Raw genomic sequence first — 15,388 nt, 5'->3', positions numbered from 1 at the left:
AAATACTTCGTTGTCCCTGATGCGTTGTCTCGCGGGCTACTAGATAATCGCGCGCTACGGGGATCAGCGTTGTTTGGTCCATTTTTGACTTAGGTAGAGACTTGTCCGACAACCAATGGGGAATCATTTTGCCCCCGGGGAGTCGGAACAATGCTCGCCAACCTGGCATATAGATAGCTGGCCGTTGGTTTTTTGATCTGTTTTCGGCGAGGGTTGCTCGTGATTGTTAGTCCCTGTAATGCACCAAAATTGTCTGCCAAACGGTTACGAAACGCACTGGTGACGGGCTCCGCCCTGTTTTGCCTGTTCGGCGCGGGTCAACTGTGGGCATTCAGTCTGGATGATGTGTCGGCCAAGGCAAAAGAGCTGGCCGAACAGAAATACGAAGCTCCGCGCAGCAATCTGCCGAATGAATTCCGCGAAATGAAATTCGCGGACTACCAGAAGATTCGTTTCCGCAACGAAAAAGCCGAGTGGGCTGATCAGAACACCCCGTTCAAGCTGTCCTTCTATCACCAGGGTATGCATTTCGATACACCGGTGAAAATCAACGAAGTCACCGCCGACAGCGTCCAGGAAATCAAGTACGACCCGACGCGCTTCGATTTCGGCGACGTGAAGTTTGATCCCAAGGCCACCGAACAGCTGGGTTATGCCGGCTTCCGTGTGCTGTACCCGATCAACAAGGCCGACAAGCAAGACGAAATCATGACCATGCTGGGCGCGAGCTACTTCCGCGTGGTCGGCAAGGGCCAGGCCTATGGCTTGTCCGCCCGTGGCATGGCGATCGACACGGCATTGCCGTCCGGCGAAGAGTTCCCGCGCTTCACCGAGTTCTGGATCGAACGTCCAAAACCGGGTGAAAAACAACTGGTGATCTTTGCCCTGTTGGACTCCCCACGGGCTACCGGTGCTTACCGTCTGATCCTGCGTCCGGGCACCGACACCATTGTCGATGTGAAATCCCAGATGTTCCTGCGCGACAAGGTCAGCAAGCTGGGCGTTGCCCCGTTGACCAGCATGTACCTGTTCGGTGCGAACCAGCCGTCCAAGGTGCTCAACTACCGTCGTGAGCTGCACGATTCCAGCGGCCTGTCGATCCATGCCGGCAACGGCGAGTGGATCTGGCGCCCACTGAACAACCCTAAACACCTGTCGGTCAGCAACTTCACCGTCGAGAACCCGAGAGGTTTCGGTCTGCTGCAACGCGGTCGCGACTTCAGCCACTACGAAGACCTGGACGACAACTACGACAAGCGCCCAAGCGCCTGGATCGAGCCTGAAGGCGATTGGGGCAAAGGCACTGTCAACCTGGTAGAGATCCCGACGGCCGATGAAACCAACGACAACATCGTTGCGTTCTGGAGCCCGGAAAAACTGCCGGAAGTGGGCCAGCCGCTGGACGTTTCGTACCGCCTGCACTGGACCATGGACGAAAAAGCCCTGCACCCGGCCGACAGCGCCTGGGTCAAGCAGACCCTGCGTTCCACCGGTGACGTGAAGCAATCGAACCTGATCCGCCAGCCGGATGGCAGCGTGGCCTACCTGGTGGACTTCGAGGGCCCGTCTCTCAAGGCCCTGCCGCCGGATGCCGCAGTGCGTAGCCAGGTGAGCGTCAGCGACAACGCCGAACTGGTTGAAAACAGCGTGCGCTACAACGAGCACACCAAAGGCTGGCGCCTGACCCTGCGCATGAAGATCAAGGACGCAGGCAAGCCGACCGAAATGCGCGCAGCGCTGGTGCAGGACGTTCCGCCTCCGGCCCCTGAGCAGGACACGAGCCACGTGCTCAAGGCCGACAAGGTCCTGGCCAAGCAACACGAGAAGCAGGCCAGGAAAGACGCCAAAGACAAGGAAGCCAAGCAGCCAGAAGCTGCCCCAGCCACGCCGGAGCCGATCAAGACCGAACAAGTCCTGACCGAAACCTGGAGCTATCAGTTGCCTGCCGATGAGTAATTCTCAAATCCAGCCAGAGACCCTCTCCGAGTATCTGGCGCATCTGCCCATGACCGCTGAGCAGCGCGCCGAACTGGCGGGCTGCACCTCCTTCAGCGAGTTGCACGAGCGCTTGTCGTCGAAGACCTTCGACGCGCCCATCGACGCCGCCCAGGCGTCGGTGGGCACGCGGTTGACCCTCAGCACCGCCGAAGAGCTGCAGGACGCCGAAATGCTGGCCCTCGATGCCGAAGGCCGCGTGTGCCTCAAGGCCACCCCGCCGATCCGTCGTACTCGCGTGGTCCCGGAGCCGTGGCGTACCAATATCCTGGTGCGTGGCTGGCGCCGTATCACCGGGCGCAGCAACCCGCCGGCCCCGCCGAAGGACGAGCGCGTATTGCCGGCTGCCCGCTGGCGTACCGTCGGTTCGATCCGCCGCTACATCCTGCTGGTGCTGATGATCGGCCAGACCCTCGTGGCCGGCTGGTACATGAAAGGCATCATGCCTTACCAGGGCTGGTCGCTGGTCGACTTCGACGAGATCCGCAACCAGACCCTGCTGCAAACCGCGACCCAGGTACTGCCGTACGCCCTGCAAACCAGCATCCTGATCATGTTCGGCATCTTGTTCTGCTGGGTGTCGGCCGGTTTCTGGACTGCGTTGATGGGCTTCCTGGAATTGCTCACCGGTCATGATAAATACCGCATCTCCGGTAAAAGTGCCGGCGACGAGCCGATCCCGAAAGACGCCCGCACCGCGCTGGTGATGCCGATCTGCAACGAAGACGTGCCCCGGGTGTTTGCAGGCCTGCGCGCCACGTTTGAGTCAGTCGCCGCCACCGGTGACCTGGATCGCTTCGACTTCTTCGTGCTCAGCGACAGTAACGAGGCCGACATCTGCATCGCCGAACAGCAAGCCTGGCTTGACGTGTGCCGCGAAGCCGGTGGTTTCGGCAAGATCTTCTATCGCCGTCGTCGCCGTCGCGTCAAACGTAAAAGCGGCAACCTCGACGACTTCTGCCGTCGCTGGGGCGGTGACTACAAATACATGGTCGTGCTCGACGCCGACAGCGTGATGAGCGGCGAATGCCTGACCAGCCTGGTGCGCCTGATGGAAGCCACGCCGGATGCCGGGATTATCCAGACCGCGCCGCGTGCGTCGGGCATGGACACCCTGTATGCGCGCATGCAGCAGTTCGCCACCCGTGTGTACGGCCCGCTGTTCACCGCCGGCCTGCACTTCTGGCAGTTGGGTGAATCCCACTACTGGGGTCACAACGCGATCATCCGCATGAAGCCGTTCATCGAGCACTGCGCCCTGGCGCCATTGCCGGGCAAGGGCGCGTTCGCCGGTTCCATCCTGTCCCACGACTTCGTAGAAGCTGCGCTGATGCGCCGTGCCGGCTGGGGCGTGTGGATTGCCTACGACCTGCCGGGCAGCTATGAAGAACTGCCGCCGAACCTGCTGGATGAACTCAAGCGTGACCGTCGCTGGTGCCACGGTAACCTGATGAACTTCCGCCTGTTCCTCGTCAAAGGCATGCACCCGGTGCACCGTGCCGTGTTCCTGACCGGTGTGATGTCCTACCTGTCGGCGCCGTTGTGGTTCCTGTTCCTGGTGCTGTCCACGGCCCTGCTGGCGGTGAACACATTGATGGAGCCGCAGTACTTCATGGCACCCCGTCAGTTGTACCCGCTGTGGCCTCAATGGCATCCGGACAAGGCGGTAGCGCTGTTCTCCACCACCATCGTGCTGCTGTTCCTGCCCAAACTGCTGAGCATCATCCTGATCTGGGCCAAGGGCGCGAAAGAGTTCGGTGGCAAGTTCAAGGTGACCTTGTCGATGCTGCTGGAGATGCTGTTTTCCATGCTGCTGGCGCCGGTGCGGATGATCTTCCACACCCGCTTCGTGCTCGCCGCATTCCTCGGCTGGGCGGCAACCTGGAACTCGCCGCAACGTGACGACGACTCCACCCCGTGGAGCGAGGCGGTCAAGCGCCACGGTCCGCAAACCGTGCTGGGCTTCCTGTGGGCGCTGCTGGTGGTGTGGTTGAACCCGAGCTTCCTGTGGTGGCTGGTGCCGATCGTCGGTTCGCTGATGCTGTCGATCCCGGTGTCGGTGATTTCCAGCCGTGTCGGGCTGGGCCTCAAGTCTCGCGACGAGAGCCTGTTCCTGATCCCTGAGGAATACAACCCGCCGCAAGCCTTGCTGTCCACCGACAAGTACACCCACGAAAACCGCTGGCACGCGCTGAATGACGGCTTTGTGCGCTCGGTGGTCGATCCGCAGCAGAACGCTTTGGCTTGCGCCCTGGCAACCTCGCGTCACGCCCAGGCCGAGCCGATCGAGTACCTGCGTACCGAGCGTGTGCGCCACGCGTTGAAAGTCGGCCCTGCCGGCCTCAACAACGGCGAGCGCCTGGCGTTGCTCAGCGACCCGGTCGCCTTGGCTCGCCTGCACGAGCAGGTCTGGAGCGAAGGTCACGCCGAGTGGCTCGCCGCCTGGCGGAACTCGATCAAGGCAGATCCGCATGCACCGTTGCTGCCGCTGAAACCGCTGTCGTCCCAGGCCCAACCGGCCTGATTCGGATACCCCCGAGGGCTCACCTCGGGGGTGCTTCAAGCGCTGATCCTACAGCGTTTCCCGGTTCTTCCTTCTTTGTGTTAACCCCTTGTTTTTTCGAAACAAAAGACCCTCGTTCGAGGCGTATTGCCGTGCGCGTGGCTGCGTTAGCATCGCCCCCGAATTTGACTTGGTGCGGGGGGATTCATGATCAAACGGTATGGTTCGGCGCTGCTGATCGGCGCTGTCGCTTTCATTCACATGGGCCTGGCCCAGGCCGGTGCAATCGATGACGCCGTTCGGCGCGGCGTGCTGAAAGTCGGCACCACACCCACTTACGTGCCCTTCGAAATGACCGATAAACAGGGGCGCATCGTCGGTTTTGAAATCGACCTGCTCAAGGTCATGAGCCAGTCCCTCGGGGTCGAGCTTGAGCTGGTCGCGGTGCCCTACACCGAACTGGTTACGGGGCTCTTGGCGAAGAAATTCGACCTGATCGGCAGCGGCATGACCGTCACCCAGGAACGTAACCTCAAGTTGAATTTCAGCGATTCGTTCATCGTCGTTGGCCAGTCGGTGTTGTTGCACCCAAGCCTTGCGGGCAAGGTCAACGGTGTCGAAGACCTTGACGACGCCAGCTACCGAATTGCTGCCACCGAAGGCACCACGGGCGAGGCTGCGGCCCGACGGTTTCTGGGGGCGGCTCGGATCAGCAGTTTTGCCACGCCCGAGGAAGGGGTGCGCCAGGTGGTGCAGGGCAAGGCTGACGCCTTTATTCATGACGCCCCCTACAACCTGATCGCCCTGAGCCGCCCGGAAAACCGCACGCTGTTGGCGCTGGAACAACCCTTCACCTTCGAACCCCTGGCGTTCGGCTTGAAAAAGGGTGATTTCGACAGCCTCAACTGGATCAACCATTTCCTCAATCAGGTAGCGCAGGACGGGACCTATGATCGCTTGCACGACAAGTGGTTTAAAGACACCGACTGGCTGGTGGAAATCGACTGAAAGTCATAACTGCTTACATATCAATCCGTTGCCCGGGCTGTCTTCGCGAGTGTCTACCCCTGCGCTTTGCTGCAGTGTTGTGGGGCTTTTCCGACATACGCCGACAACAAATAGCCGTGAAACCTTTGTGACGGCAGACGAGTGGGTTAGGATCGCACCCCGAAATGGTGCAGCCCTTTTGCGCGCCGACCTTATAAGAATGGTTCAGGGGACTTGATGATGAAAAAGTATCTTTCGATGCTGCTGCTCGGCGTCACCGCGCTGGTCGCGGCCAATGCGGCCCAGGCCGGCGCGATCGACGATGCCGTCAAGCGCGGTACGCTGAAGGTCGGCATGGACCCGACCTACATGCCGTTCGAAATGACAGACAAACGCGGCGAAATCATCGGTTTCGAAGTCGACATCCTCAAGGCCATGGCCAAGTCCATGGGCGTCAAGCTGGAGCTGGTCTCCACCGGCTACGACGGCATCATCCCGGCCTTCCTGACCGGCAAGTTCGACATGATCGGCAGCGGCATGACCCTGACCCAGGAACGCAACCTGCGCCTGAACTTCAGCGAACCCTTCATCGTGGTCGGCCAGACCCTGCTGATCCGCAAGGAGCTGGAAGGCACCGTCAAGTCCTACAAAGACCTGAACGACGAGAAATACCGCCTCACCTCCAAGCTGGGCACCACCGGCGAAATGGTCGCCAAGAAGCTGATCTCCAAGGCCAAGTACCACGGCTACGACAACGAGCAGGAAGGCGTGCTGGACGTGGTCAACGGCAAGGCCGATGCCTTTGTGTATGACGCGCCGTACAACGTGGTCGCCGAGAAGAAAGTCGGTAACGGCAAGCTGGTGTTCCTGGAAGAACCCTTCACCTTCGAACCGCTGGCGTTTGGTTTGAAGAAGGGCGACTACGACAGCATCAACTTCATCAACAACTTCCTGCACCAGATCCGTAACGACGGCACCTACGATCGCATCCATGACAAGTGGTTCAAGAGCTCCGAGTGGCTCAAGGACATGGAATAACGCTTCAGACCGAGTTGCCTGTATCGCAGGCAAGCCAGCTCCCACATTTGACGGTGTTCACACATCAACATGTGGGAGGGGGCTTGCCCGCGATGGCGGCCTCACAGGCAACACAAATCGCGGAAAGTCAAATGAAACAGAAAAAAGCCAAATGGCCCTGGCACCTGCTGACCGTGGTCGTGCTGGTCGGCCTGGCCGGCGCCTTGTACTACGCCACTTCGCTGATGTCCTACGAGTGGCGTTGGAACCGTGTACCGCAATACTTCGCCTACCAAGCCGAAACGTCCCAGCGCGCCGCTGACATCTCCACCGTGGTCGAGCTGGTACGCAAAGGCGATGTGGCCGAGGTGACCCTGCGCAACGACGCGGGCGCCGAGCAAAAGCTGACCGTGGCCGACAACAGCCTGCAGGTGGCCCGTGGCGACGATGTGGCTGAAGGCGATGTGGTCGGCGTGACCCGGCAGTGGGCGTTGGGCCCGTTGATGTGGGGCTTGTGGACCACGCTGTGGTTGTCGGTGGTGTCCGGCATCCTCGGTTTGGCGATCGGGCTGGCCACCGGTTTGTGTCGCTTGTCCAGCAACCCGACCCTGCGGGATCTGTCGACGATCTACGTCGAACTGGTACGCGGTACGCCGCTGTTGGTGCAAATCTTCATTTTCTATTTCTTTATCGGCACGGTGCTCAACCTGTCCCGGGAGTTTGCCGGCATCGCGGCGCTGTCGTTGTTTACCGGTGCCTACGTGGCGGAAATCGTCCGCGCCGGCGTGCAGTCCATCACCCGTGGCCAGAACGAAGCTGCCCGTTCCCTGGGCCTGAGTGCCAGCCAGTCGATGCGCCACGTGGTGTTGCCGCAGGCGTTCAAGCGTGTGCTGCCGCCGTTGGCCGGGCAATTTATCAGCCTGGTGAAGGACACGTCCCTGGTGTCGGTGATCGCGATTACCGAGCTGCTCAAGAGCGGTCGTGAAGTCATCACCACCTCGTTCTCACCGTTTGAAATCCTGTTCTGTGTTGCAGGCCTGTACCTGCTGATCAACCTGCCGCTGTCGAAAATGGCCAGCCGGCTTGAGCGGAGGCTCGCACAAAGTGATTGAAGTCCGCGATCTGGTAAAAGTCTTCGACACCCGCGGCCATGTGGTCCGCGCGGTGGACCACGTCACCACGCATGTGGCCAAGGGCGAAGTGCTGGTGGTGATCGGCCCCTCCGGCTCCGGCAAGTCCACCTTCCTGCGCTGCCTTAACGGCCTGGAAGAGTTCGATTCCGGCTCAGTGAGCATCGACGGCTTGCAATTGGCTGATCCGAAGACCGATGTGAACGCCTATCGCCGTGAAGTCGGCATGGTGTTCCAGCACTTCAACCTGTTCCCCCACATGACCGTGCTGGAGAACCTGTGCCTGGCGCAAAAAGTCGTGCGCAAGCGCGGCAAGCAGGAGCGCGAGGCCAAGGCCCTGGCGCTGCTGGAAAAGGTCGGCATTGCACAGAAGGCCAATGAATTTCCGTCACGCCTGTCCGGCGGCCAGCAGCAACGGGTTGCGATTGCCCGGGCCCTGGCGATGGAGCCCAAGGTGATGCTGTTCGACGAACCCACTTCGGCGCTGGATCCGGAAATGGTCGGCGAAGTATTGGACGTGATGAAGACCCTGGCCCTGGAAGGCATGACCATGGTCTGCGTCACCCACGAAATGGGCTTTGCCCGTGAGGTGGCCGATCGCGTGCTGTTCTTCGACCATGGCAAGTTGCTCGAAGATGCCGCCCCGGCCGAGTTCTTCGATGCACCCAAAGACCCACGGGCCCAGGCGTTCCTGCGCCAGGTTCTGTAAGACTCAGAGCCTGAATTTGCCGACCAGCGTCTGCAAGTCCAGGCTCAGTTTGGTCAGTTGGACACTCGCCGCCGCCGTTTCCTCGCTGGCGGCGGCGGTCTGTTCCGACACATCCCGCACCTTCAACACACTGCGATTGATCTCTTCGGCCACTGCACTTTGCTGTTCGGCCGCTGCGGCAATCTGCGGGTTCATTTCCTGGATCACCGAGACCGTGCGCGCAATCGCCGCCAAGGCGTCACCTGCGTCGCGGGTCAGCCCGACACTGTAGTCGGTCAGGCTGCGGCTGCTGTCCATGATGTCGGCGACTTGCTGGGTGCCGGTCTGCAACCCCTGGATCAGTCCTTCGATTTCTTCGGCCGATTCCTGGGTGCGCTGTGCAAGGCTGCGTACTTCATCGGCCACCACCGCAAAGCCTTCGCCGGCCGTGCCCGCGCGTGCGGCTTCGATGGCGGCGTTCAGCGCCAGCAGGTTGGTCTGCTGGGACACCGATTTGATCACGTCCAGCACACTGCCGATCTTCCGGCTTTCTTGCTGTAACGCCAGCATCGCCCGGCCCGCGAGGGCCATCTCATCTGCCAGTTGGCTTATCTGCTCAACGGCCTGGGTCACCACTTTCTCCCCGGCGCTGGCTTGCAGATCGGCTTCGTTCGCCGCGATCGACGCTTGCTCGGCGTGCCGGGCAACTTCCTGTGTGGTGGCGAGCATTTCGTTCATGGCGGTTGCCACTTGATCGGTTTCGTCTTTTTGGTGGTTGATGCCGGTGTGACTGTGTTCGGTAACGGCCGACAGCTGTGTGGCGGCGCTGGCGACCTGGCGGGCGCTGTCGCCGATGCCGCTGATCAGGCTGCGCAGGTTGCGGTTCATGTCGCTGATAGTTCGCAGCAATTGCCCCAACTCATCGCGGCGTTCCACTTGGATCTCATGGCTGAGATCGCCCTGGGAGATGCGGTTGGCAGACACCAGCACCTGGCGTAGCGGCACGGCGATCTGGCGGGCGATCCACCAGGCTGCAAGGGCACCGAGCAGCAGGGCAGCCACCGTGACGCTGATGAGCAGTGTCCGGGTGTAGTCGGCTTCCTTACCGCGCTTGAGAATCTGGCCATTGCTCACCGCTTCGCTGTGTTCAAGCAACTGGTTGAGCTGCGTTTCAAACCGCCCTTGCGCAGTTTCGGTGGTGAGCTGAGCGTCCTTGAGCTTGATCAACTGCGCGCGATAGTTCGCCAGGTCGGTTTTAAGCAAGGTGGAATCGATCGGCAGGTCTGTCACGGCCGCTTGGGCAATGTCCAGGGCATCGAGGGCCTGGCCGACGGCTTCGGCGTAGGCTTGCAGCGACTCCTCCGCCCAGGCGGGGCTTCGGGCGCGGTCCTCGGCTTGCTCCATAGCCTGGCGCAGGTTCTCGATGGCATCCAGTGCCTGCTGGTCCTGCTGGTCAGGCAGTTCGCTGGCCAGTTGTGCGAGCGTGTCGCTGGCCTGGAGTGCTGTCGCGTGGAGGGGGGAGCGTAAGTTTTCGCGCGCCTGGATCAACGGCGGCAGCTCCACCAGCGCCGCCTTGAAGCTGGCCGACAGGCGTTCCGCTTCCTGGACGCGCTGCAAGTCGGCTGGGTCTTTCAGATGGGTTGACAGGAAGCCGAGGTGCTCATCGATCTGAACGACCTGCCTCTTCATTTTGTCCAGGCTGGCCGTGTCCGCCAGGGTCCGGTACACGATACGGTCCGCACGCATGGCTTCAGCGACAACCGACAGTTGGCTCAAGGCAGTCAGGTTGCCTGAGCGGAACAACACCGCATTCAGGGCTTGCCAGCCGGTCGCGGCGATGGCGAAGCTGAGCATGAGCACCTGGCCAAACCCCAGGGCGAGCTTGAGGCGGACGCTGGCATTGACCAGCCAACGGGTCAGTAGAGGAAGCATGGTGAACCTCCAAATCTGAAAAAGCGTTTCGCGACAAAAGAAACGCTAATTCGATTCGGAGTATTGCTGGGCTGATAACTGCGTAGGAAATTTCACAAGGTGCTGATTAGATGCGGAAGCGCCCCACCAGTGTCTGCAGGTAAATGCCCAGGCGTGCGAGCTCGGCACTGGAGGCGGCGGTTTCTTCACTGGCCGAAGAGGTTTGTTCCGACACATCGCGCACGTTCAATACGCTGCGGTTGATCTCCTCAGCCACCGCACTTTGCTGTTCTGCGGCAGTGGCAATCTGCGAGTTCATCGCCTGGATGGTCGAGACCGTGCGCGTGATGCTCGCCAACGCGCTGCCGGCGCGACGGGTCAGCTCGACGCTGCTGTCAGTGAGGCCACGGCTGTTGTCCATGATGGTCGCGACCTGCTGGGTGCCGCTCTGCAGGCCGACGATCAGCTCTTCGATCTCTTCGGTGGACTTCTGGGTGCGCTGGGCCAGGCTGCGCACCTCATCCGCCACCACGGCGAAGCCTCGCCCGGCCTCCCCGGCACGTGCGGCCTCAATCGCGGCGTTGAGGGCCAGCAGGTTGGTTTGCTGGGCAACGGACTTGATCACATCAAGCACGCTGCCGATTTTGTCGCTTTCACGCTTCAGGTCGCCCATGGCAACGGTGGAGTTGCCCACCTCGGTGGCCAGGCGTTCGATCTGGGCGATGGCTTCACCCACTACCTTGTCACCCTCACGGGCCTGTTGATCGGCAGCCACGGCCGCTTCAGAGGCTTCCTCGGCGTTGCGCGCGACTTCCTGCACGGTGGCGGCCATTTCGTTCATGGCGGTGGCGACCTGGTCGGTCTCGACCTTCTGGCTGTTGACGCCGGCACTGGTCTGTTCGGTCACGGCCGACAGCTGCTCGGCGGCGCTGGCGATCTGGGTGACACCTTCGCTGATCCCGCCGATCAGCTCCCGCAGGCCGACGGTCATGCTTTGCATGGCGCGTTGCAACTGGCCCAGTTCATCCTGGCGCACGGAAGTGAGGTTGTGGCTGAGGTCGCCGGAGGCCACGCGTTCGGCCACCTGCAGCGTCTGGTTCAGCGGAAGAATGATCTGGCGGGTGATGGCCCAGGCGGCCACCAGGCCGAAGATCAGCGCCAGCACGGTCGCCAGCAGCAACAGTTGCTTGGCATGTGCGGCGTCGGTGTCGCGCACCACGGTTTGCGACGTGGTGAGTTGTTCGCTGTGGCTCTGCAGAGTGTCGCCCTGGGCGCTCATGATTTTCAGCGCGGCAGCGGCGGCCGTCTGGGAGTCGCGGTACTGGCTGACGGCAGCGCGGTAGGCTTGCAGCGAAGTGCTGGCCTCCTGCAGGTTGGCCTGGTACTGCGCGGGCAGTTGTCCTTCGAGTTCGGTGATTTTCTTCAGGGCATTGTCGATGGCATCCAGGGCCGGTTGCTCGGCCTCGACCTTGCCGCTGTAGGTGTAGCCACGCACCTGGAAGCGCGCTTGCTGGATCAGTTTGCTCAGGTCGACCACGCTGTTGAACTGGGTGACGCTATCGCCTTGCAGCAGGGATTTTTCCACCTCACTGACCTTGGCCACGGCGTTGTCGGCGGTGTCGCCCAGCCTGCTGCGCGCACCTTCACGCTTGAGCCCGGCCTGGACCATGGCGCCAAAGGCTTTTTTGTATTGGTTCAGGGCATCCTGTTGCTGTTCCACCAGGGCCTTGTCGGCGGGTTGCTCGATCAGGTCGGCGGCGGTTTTGAGGCCGCTGTCCAGTTTGGCGATCAAGCCGTTGACCGCGTCCGTGCCTTGTTCGCCGCGACGCATTTCGAAGTCCAGCCGCGCCAGGCGCAAGTCCTTGGTCAGCCCGTTGAGGCTGGAGATATAACCCAGCTTGTCACCGCGACTGGTGACATCCCCCAAGCCGGTCCAACCGGTGAAGGTGATCATCAACGTGAGCAGCAATACCAGGCCGAAGCCCACGCCGAGTTTGGTTTTGACGCTGACATTCCCCAGCTTTTCGGCTAACCAACGATACATGCTGCGAACTCCCCTGGAACAAGGCTTGGACTTATTCAAAGGGTATCGGCCAGCACGCGCAATTCTGTAGCGAAGCTGTGTCCATGTGGGAGGGGGCTTGCCCCCGATAGCGGTGTGTCATCCAGCTTATCTGTAGCTGACCCACTGCAATCCACAGGGTTGCTTAGGCGGTCAGAAGAGGCGGGCGAGCAGGGCGGTGACGGCGGTTTCGACGCGCAGGATGCGGGCGCCGAGTTGTACCGGCTGCAAGCCGGCCTTGGCCAGCAGGTCCACTTCGTAGGGAATCCAGCCGCCCTCGGGACCAATCGCCAGAGTCACTGGTTCGTCGAGACCGCGGGGGCAGGCTGGGTAGTCGCCAGGATGACCGACCAGGCCCAGGGTACCTTCAACCAGTGCCGGCAGGCGGTCTTCGACAAACGGCTTGAAGCGCTTCTCGATAATGATCTCGGGCAGCACCGTGTCCCGCGCCTGTTCCAGGCCGAGGATCAATTGCTCGCGAATCGCCTCGGGCTCCAGGAAGGGCGTTTGCCAGAAGCTCTTCTCGACCCGGTAACTGTTGACCAGCACCACCTTGGGCACGCCCATGGCCGCAACGGTCTGCAGCACTCGGCGCAGCATCTTCGGGCGCGGCAGGGCCAGCAGCAGGGTCAGCGGCAGTTTGGCCGGCGGCGGTTGGTCGAAGCTCACATGCAACTCGGCTTCACTGGCCTCCAGGCGCAGCAGTTGGGCATTGCCCATCAACCCGCCGATGCGGCCGACGCGCAGGCTGTCGCCTACGGCGGCGCGGTGGACTTCCTGCATGTGCACCAGGCGCCGATCACGCAGCACCACGCGGTCGGCCGCGATGAAGTCGGCCTCCTCCAGCAGCAACAGGTTCACGGCTGGGTCGCTGGCGGCTGGTCGTCGTCGCGCTGGTCGTCCGGGTGTTCGCCGCGCTTGCTGATCAGGCTGCTGAACAGGATGCCGATCTCGAACAGCATCCACATCGGCACGGCCAGCAGGGTCTGGGAGAAGATGTCCGGCGGCGTGAGGATCATGCCGACCACGAAGCAGCCGATGATCACGTACGGGCGAATCTTCTTCAGGTACGCCACGTTGACCACGCCGATCCATACCAGCAGCACCACGGCCACCGGAATCTCGAAGGCCACGCCAAAGGCGAAGAACAACGTCATCACGAAGTCGAGGTAGCTGGTGATGTCGGTCATCATTTCCACACCGGCCGGGGTGGCGGCGGCGAAGAACTTGAAGATCAGCGGGAACACCAGGAAGTAGGCGAACGCCATGCCGGTGTAGAACAGCAGGATGCTCGACACCAATAACGGCACCGCGATGCGTTTCTCGTGCTTGTACAGGCCCGGCGCGATGAAGCCCCAGATCTGGTGCAGGATCACCGGGATCGCCAGGAACAGCGAGACCATCATGGTCAGCTTCAGCGGCGTGAGGAACGGCGACGACACATCGGTGGCGATCATCGTCGCGCCGGCCGGCAGGTACTGGCGCAGCGGCGTGGAGACAAAGGTGTAGATCTGCTGGGTAAAGGCGAACAACCCGGCAAAGATGATGAAGATGGCCGCTACGCAACGCAGCAGGCGGGTACGCAGCTCGGTGAGGTGCGAGACCAGCGGCATGTGCTGGTCGTTTTCCGGTTTATCAGCGCTCATGGGGCTCGCGGCGGCAATGTAGGGTCATGGGGCGCGGGCGACGCGGCAGGCGTCGGCGCAGGCTCGGTTGGCGCGGAGGGTGCCACGGGAGCGGCTTCAACGGTCGGCGCGATGCTGTTATGAGCCGCAGGTTCGACCGGTTTGGCAGGCTCCTGCACGGGCGACAGAATCTTGCGGGCTTCCTGCTCCAACGAGAGGATGTGCTCGTTGTGCAGTTGCCGGCGGATCTCGTCGGCGCCGATTTCCCGTTCAACTTCCTGTTTGATGGCGTTGAAACTGCGTTTCAGGCGCCCGATCCACAGGCCGGCCGTGCGCGCTGCACCGGGCAGGCGTTCCGGCCCCAATACCAGCAGGGCCACGAGGCCGACGAGCAGCAGTTCAGAGAAGCTGATACCAAACATTAGTCAGTGCTCACGAGTCTTTGCGGGTCGGCTCTTCGACTTTCTCAGCCTGTACGTCGAAAGTACGACGCTCGGTGATTGGCTGGGTCGCCTGCGGGTGCACAGGCTGCGCCGGAGGCACGGGGTTGACGGCAGGGTCGGCCGGCTTTTCGTCGTCGTTCATGGCTTTACGGAAGCCCTTGATCGACTCGCCCACATCGGTGCCCAGGTTCTTGAGTTTCTTGGTGCCGAATACCAGTACCACGACCACCAGAATGACGATCCAGTGTTTCCAGTCAAAAATGCCCATGCTGCGTATCCTCTAGTCTTGGTTATTCAGGTGGACGGGCGCGAGGCCTTCTCGGCGTGCCCGGACAAGCCGAAGCGACGGTCCAGTTCATCCAGCACAGCCTGTGGGTGCTGCCCCAGTTGGGCGAGCATGACCAGGCTATGGAACCACAGGTCGGCGGTCTCGTAGATGACATCGCTGCAGTCGCCGCTGAGCTGCGCATCCTTGGCGGCGATGATGGTCTCGATGGACTCTTCGCCGAGTTTTTCCAGAATCTTGTTCAGGCCCTTGTGGTACAGGCTGGCGACGTAGGAGCTGTCGGCGTCCGCGCCTTTGCGGTCTTCCAGCACCTGGGCCACACGGTTCAGGGTATCGCTCATGTCTAGTGTCCTGCCGAGTAGATAGCGTGCGGGTCTTTGAGCACCGGCTCCACGACTTTCCATTCGCCGTTCTCGAACACGCGATAGAAGCAGCTGTGACGGCCGGTGTGGCAGGCGATGTCGCCGATCTGCTCGACCATCAGGATCACCACGTCGGCGTCGCAGTCGATGCGCATCTCGTGCAGGGTCTGCACGTGCCCGGACTCTTCGCCCTTGCGCCACAGTTTGCCACGCGAGCGTGACCAGTAGATGGCACGCTGCTCAGTGGCGGTGAGGCTCAGGGCCTCGCGGTTCATCCAGGCCATCATCAGCACGCGCCCGGTCTTGTAGTCCTGGGCAATGGCCGGCACCAGGCCGTCACTGTCCCACTTGATCTCGTCCAGCCAGTCTTTCATGTTCA

General features: G+C 61.6%; 14 protein-coding genes and 1 pseudogene. 6 read left to right on the top strand and 9 right to left on the bottom strand.

Going from position 1 to position 15,388, the window contains the following annotated elements; genetic code table 11:
• The first annotated feature begins 219 nt into the window (after nucleotides 1–219).
• The 6 genes from BM110_RS12540 (at nucleotide 220) to BM110_RS12515 (ending at nucleotide 8,341) form a co-directional block, all read left to right on the top strand.
• Nucleotides 220–1,956 (top strand): glucan biosynthesis protein G, encoded by a 1,737-nt coding sequence (locus tag BM110_RS12540; protein ID WP_093513613.1) that lies wholly within the window; start codon nucleotides 220–222, stop codon nucleotides 1,954–1,956.
• Nucleotides 1,949–4,519, top strand: coding sequence for a glucans biosynthesis glucosyltransferase MdoH (gene mdoH / locus BM110_RS12535; RefSeq protein WP_093121404.1), 2,571 nt, complete (start codon nucleotides 1,949–1,951; stop codon nucleotides 4,517–4,519). Before BM110_RS12540 ends, mdoH begins: the two co-directional genes overlap by 8 nt.
• Nucleotides 4,520–4,705: 186 nt before the next feature.
• Complete coding sequence (locus tag BM110_RS12530; RefSeq protein ID WP_092246342.1) at nucleotides 4,706–5,506, top strand: transporter substrate-binding domain-containing protein; 801 nt, start codon at nucleotides 4,706–4,708, stop codon at nucleotides 5,504–5,506.
• Between the two features lie 219 nt (nucleotides 5,507–5,725).
• Entirely contained in the window at nucleotides 5,726–6,523 is a 798-nt protein-coding gene (locus tag BM110_RS12525; RefSeq protein ID WP_071492533.1) for a transporter substrate-binding domain-containing protein, read from the top strand.
• Between the two features lie 131 nt (nucleotides 6,524–6,654).
• Complete coding sequence (locus tag BM110_RS12520; RefSeq protein WP_093513489.1) at nucleotides 6,655–7,614, top strand: amino acid ABC transporter permease; 960 nt, start codon at nucleotides 6,655–6,657, stop codon at nucleotides 7,612–7,614.
• The gene (locus BM110_RS12515; RefSeq protein ID WP_071492395.1) at nucleotides 7,607–8,341 is read left to right on the top strand and encodes an amino acid ABC transporter ATP-binding protein; all 735 of its coding nucleotides are present in this window, start codon (nucleotides 7,607–7,609) and stop codon (nucleotides 8,339–8,341) included. Before BM110_RS12520 ends, BM110_RS12515 begins: the two co-directional genes overlap by 8 nt.
• A 3-nt stretch (nucleotides 8,342–8,344) precedes the next feature.
• Here the strand turns inward: BM110_RS12515 and BM110_RS12510 are convergent, their stop codons facing one another.
• The 9 genes and pseudogenes from BM110_RS12510 to hisI form a co-directional block, all read right to left on the bottom strand.
• Nucleotides 8,345–10,252, bottom strand: a complete 1,908-nt coding sequence (locus BM110_RS12510; protein WP_093121397.1) for a methyl-accepting chemotaxis protein — start codon at nucleotides 10,250–10,252, stop codon at nucleotides 8,345–8,347.
• Between the two features lie 106 nt (nucleotides 10,253–10,358).
• The gene (locus BM110_RS30130) at nucleotides 10,359–11,072 is read right to left on the bottom strand and encodes a methyl-accepting chemotaxis protein (RefSeq protein WP_370468602.1); all 714 of its coding nucleotides are present in this window, start codon (nucleotides 11,070–11,072) and stop codon (nucleotides 10,359–10,361) included.
• Between the two features lie 144 nt (nucleotides 11,073–11,216).
• Nucleotides 11,217–12,185 (bottom strand): annotated as a pseudogene (locus BM110_RS30125) (methyl-accepting chemotaxis protein); the annotation flags it as partial.
• 261 nt (nucleotides 12,186–12,446) lie between these two features.
• Entirely contained in the window at nucleotides 12,447–13,154 is a 708-nt protein-coding gene (locus tag BM110_RS12500; protein WP_093513488.1) for a 16S rRNA (uracil(1498)-N(3))-methyltransferase, read from the bottom strand.
• Nucleotides 13,151–13,939 carry a twin-arginine translocase subunit TatC gene (tatC, locus tag BM110_RS12495; protein WP_058423693.1) on the bottom strand — a complete coding sequence of 263 codons (789 nt, stop codon included), beginning with the start codon at nucleotides 13,937–13,939 and terminating at the stop codon, nucleotides 13,151–13,153. The genes BM110_RS12500 and tatC overlap by 4 nt, the downstream gene beginning before the upstream one ends.
• On the bottom strand, nucleotides 13,936–14,340 hold the full coding sequence (gene tatB, locus BM110_RS12490) for a Sec-independent protein translocase protein TatB (protein WP_093121394.1): 405 nt from the start codon (nucleotides 14,338–14,340) through the stop codon (nucleotides 13,936–13,938). The genes tatC and tatB overlap by 4 nt, the downstream gene beginning before the upstream one ends.
• A gap of 10 nt (nucleotides 14,341–14,350) precedes the next feature.
• Nucleotides 14,351–14,629 carry a twin-arginine translocase TatA/TatE family subunit gene (locus tag BM110_RS12485; RefSeq protein ID WP_016979166.1) on the bottom strand — a complete coding sequence of 93 codons (279 nt, stop codon included), beginning with the start codon at nucleotides 14,627–14,629 and terminating at the stop codon, nucleotides 14,351–14,353.
• 26 nt (nucleotides 14,630–14,655) lie between these two features.
• Nucleotides 14,656–14,988 carry a phosphoribosyl-ATP diphosphatase gene (locus BM110_RS12480; RefSeq protein ID WP_093513487.1) on the bottom strand — a complete coding sequence of 111 codons (333 nt, stop codon included), beginning with the start codon at nucleotides 14,986–14,988 and terminating at the stop codon, nucleotides 14,656–14,658.
• A gap of 2 nt (nucleotides 14,989–14,990) precedes the next feature.
• Complete coding sequence (gene hisI / locus BM110_RS12475) at nucleotides 14,991–15,383, bottom strand: phosphoribosyl-AMP cyclohydrolase (protein ID WP_058423690.1); 393 nt, start codon at nucleotides 15,381–15,383, stop codon at nucleotides 14,991–14,993.
• Between the last annotated feature and the right edge of the window lie 5 nt (nucleotides 15,384–15,388).

This window comes from Pseudomonas sp. NFPP28, from assembly GCF_900115535.1.
GTDB classification, from domain to species: domain Bacteria; phylum Pseudomonadota; class Gammaproteobacteria; order Pseudomonadales; family Pseudomonadaceae; genus Aquipseudomonas; species Aquipseudomonas extremorientalis.
Note: the sequence above shows the minus strand (reverse complement) of the source record. Positions and strands in the feature narration are given on the sequence as shown.

Excerpts from the sequence above, each read along its gene's own strand:
- mdoH (WP_093121404.1), top strand. The coding sequence starts at position 1,949 with ATGAGTAATTCTCAAATCCAGCCAGAGACCCTCTCCGAGTATCTGGCG.
- BM110_RS12530 (WP_092246342.1), top strand. The coding sequence starts at position 4,706 with ATGATCAAACGGTATGGTTCGGCGCTGCTGATCGGCGCTGTCGCTTTC.
- BM110_RS12525 (WP_071492533.1), top strand. The coding sequence starts at position 5,726 with ATGAAAAAGTATCTTTCGATGCTGCTGCTCGGCGTCACCGCGCTGGTC.
- BM110_RS12520 (WP_093513489.1), top strand. The coding sequence starts at position 6,655 with ATGAAACAGAAAAAAGCCAAATGGCCCTGGCACCTGCTGACCGTGGTC.
- BM110_RS12510 (WP_093121397.1), bottom strand. The coding sequence starts at position 10,252 with ATGCTTCCTCTACTGACCCGTTGGCTGGTCAATGCCAGCGTCCGCCTC.
- BM110_RS30130 (WP_370468602.1), bottom strand. The coding sequence starts at position 11,072 with ATGAACGAAATGGCCGCCACCGTGCAGGAAGTCGCGCGCAACGCCGAG.
- tatC (WP_058423693.1), bottom strand. The coding sequence starts at position 13,939 with ATGAGCGCTGATAAACCGGAAAACGACCAGCACATGCCGCTGGTCTCG.
- tatB (WP_093121394.1), bottom strand. The coding sequence starts at position 14,340 with ATGTTTGGTATCAGCTTCTCTGAACTGCTGCTCGTCGGCCTCGTGGCC.
- BM110_RS12485 (WP_016979166.1), bottom strand. The coding sequence starts at position 14,629 with ATGGGCATTTTTGACTGGAAACACTGGATCGTCATTCTGGTGGTCGTG.
- BM110_RS12480 (WP_093513487.1), bottom strand. The coding sequence starts at position 14,988 with ATGAGCGATACCCTGAACCGTGTGGCCCAGGTGCTGGAAGACCGCAAA.
- hisI (WP_058423690.1), bottom strand. The coding sequence starts at position 15,383 with ATGAAAGACTGGCTGGACGAGATCAAGTGGGACAGTGACGGCCTGGTG.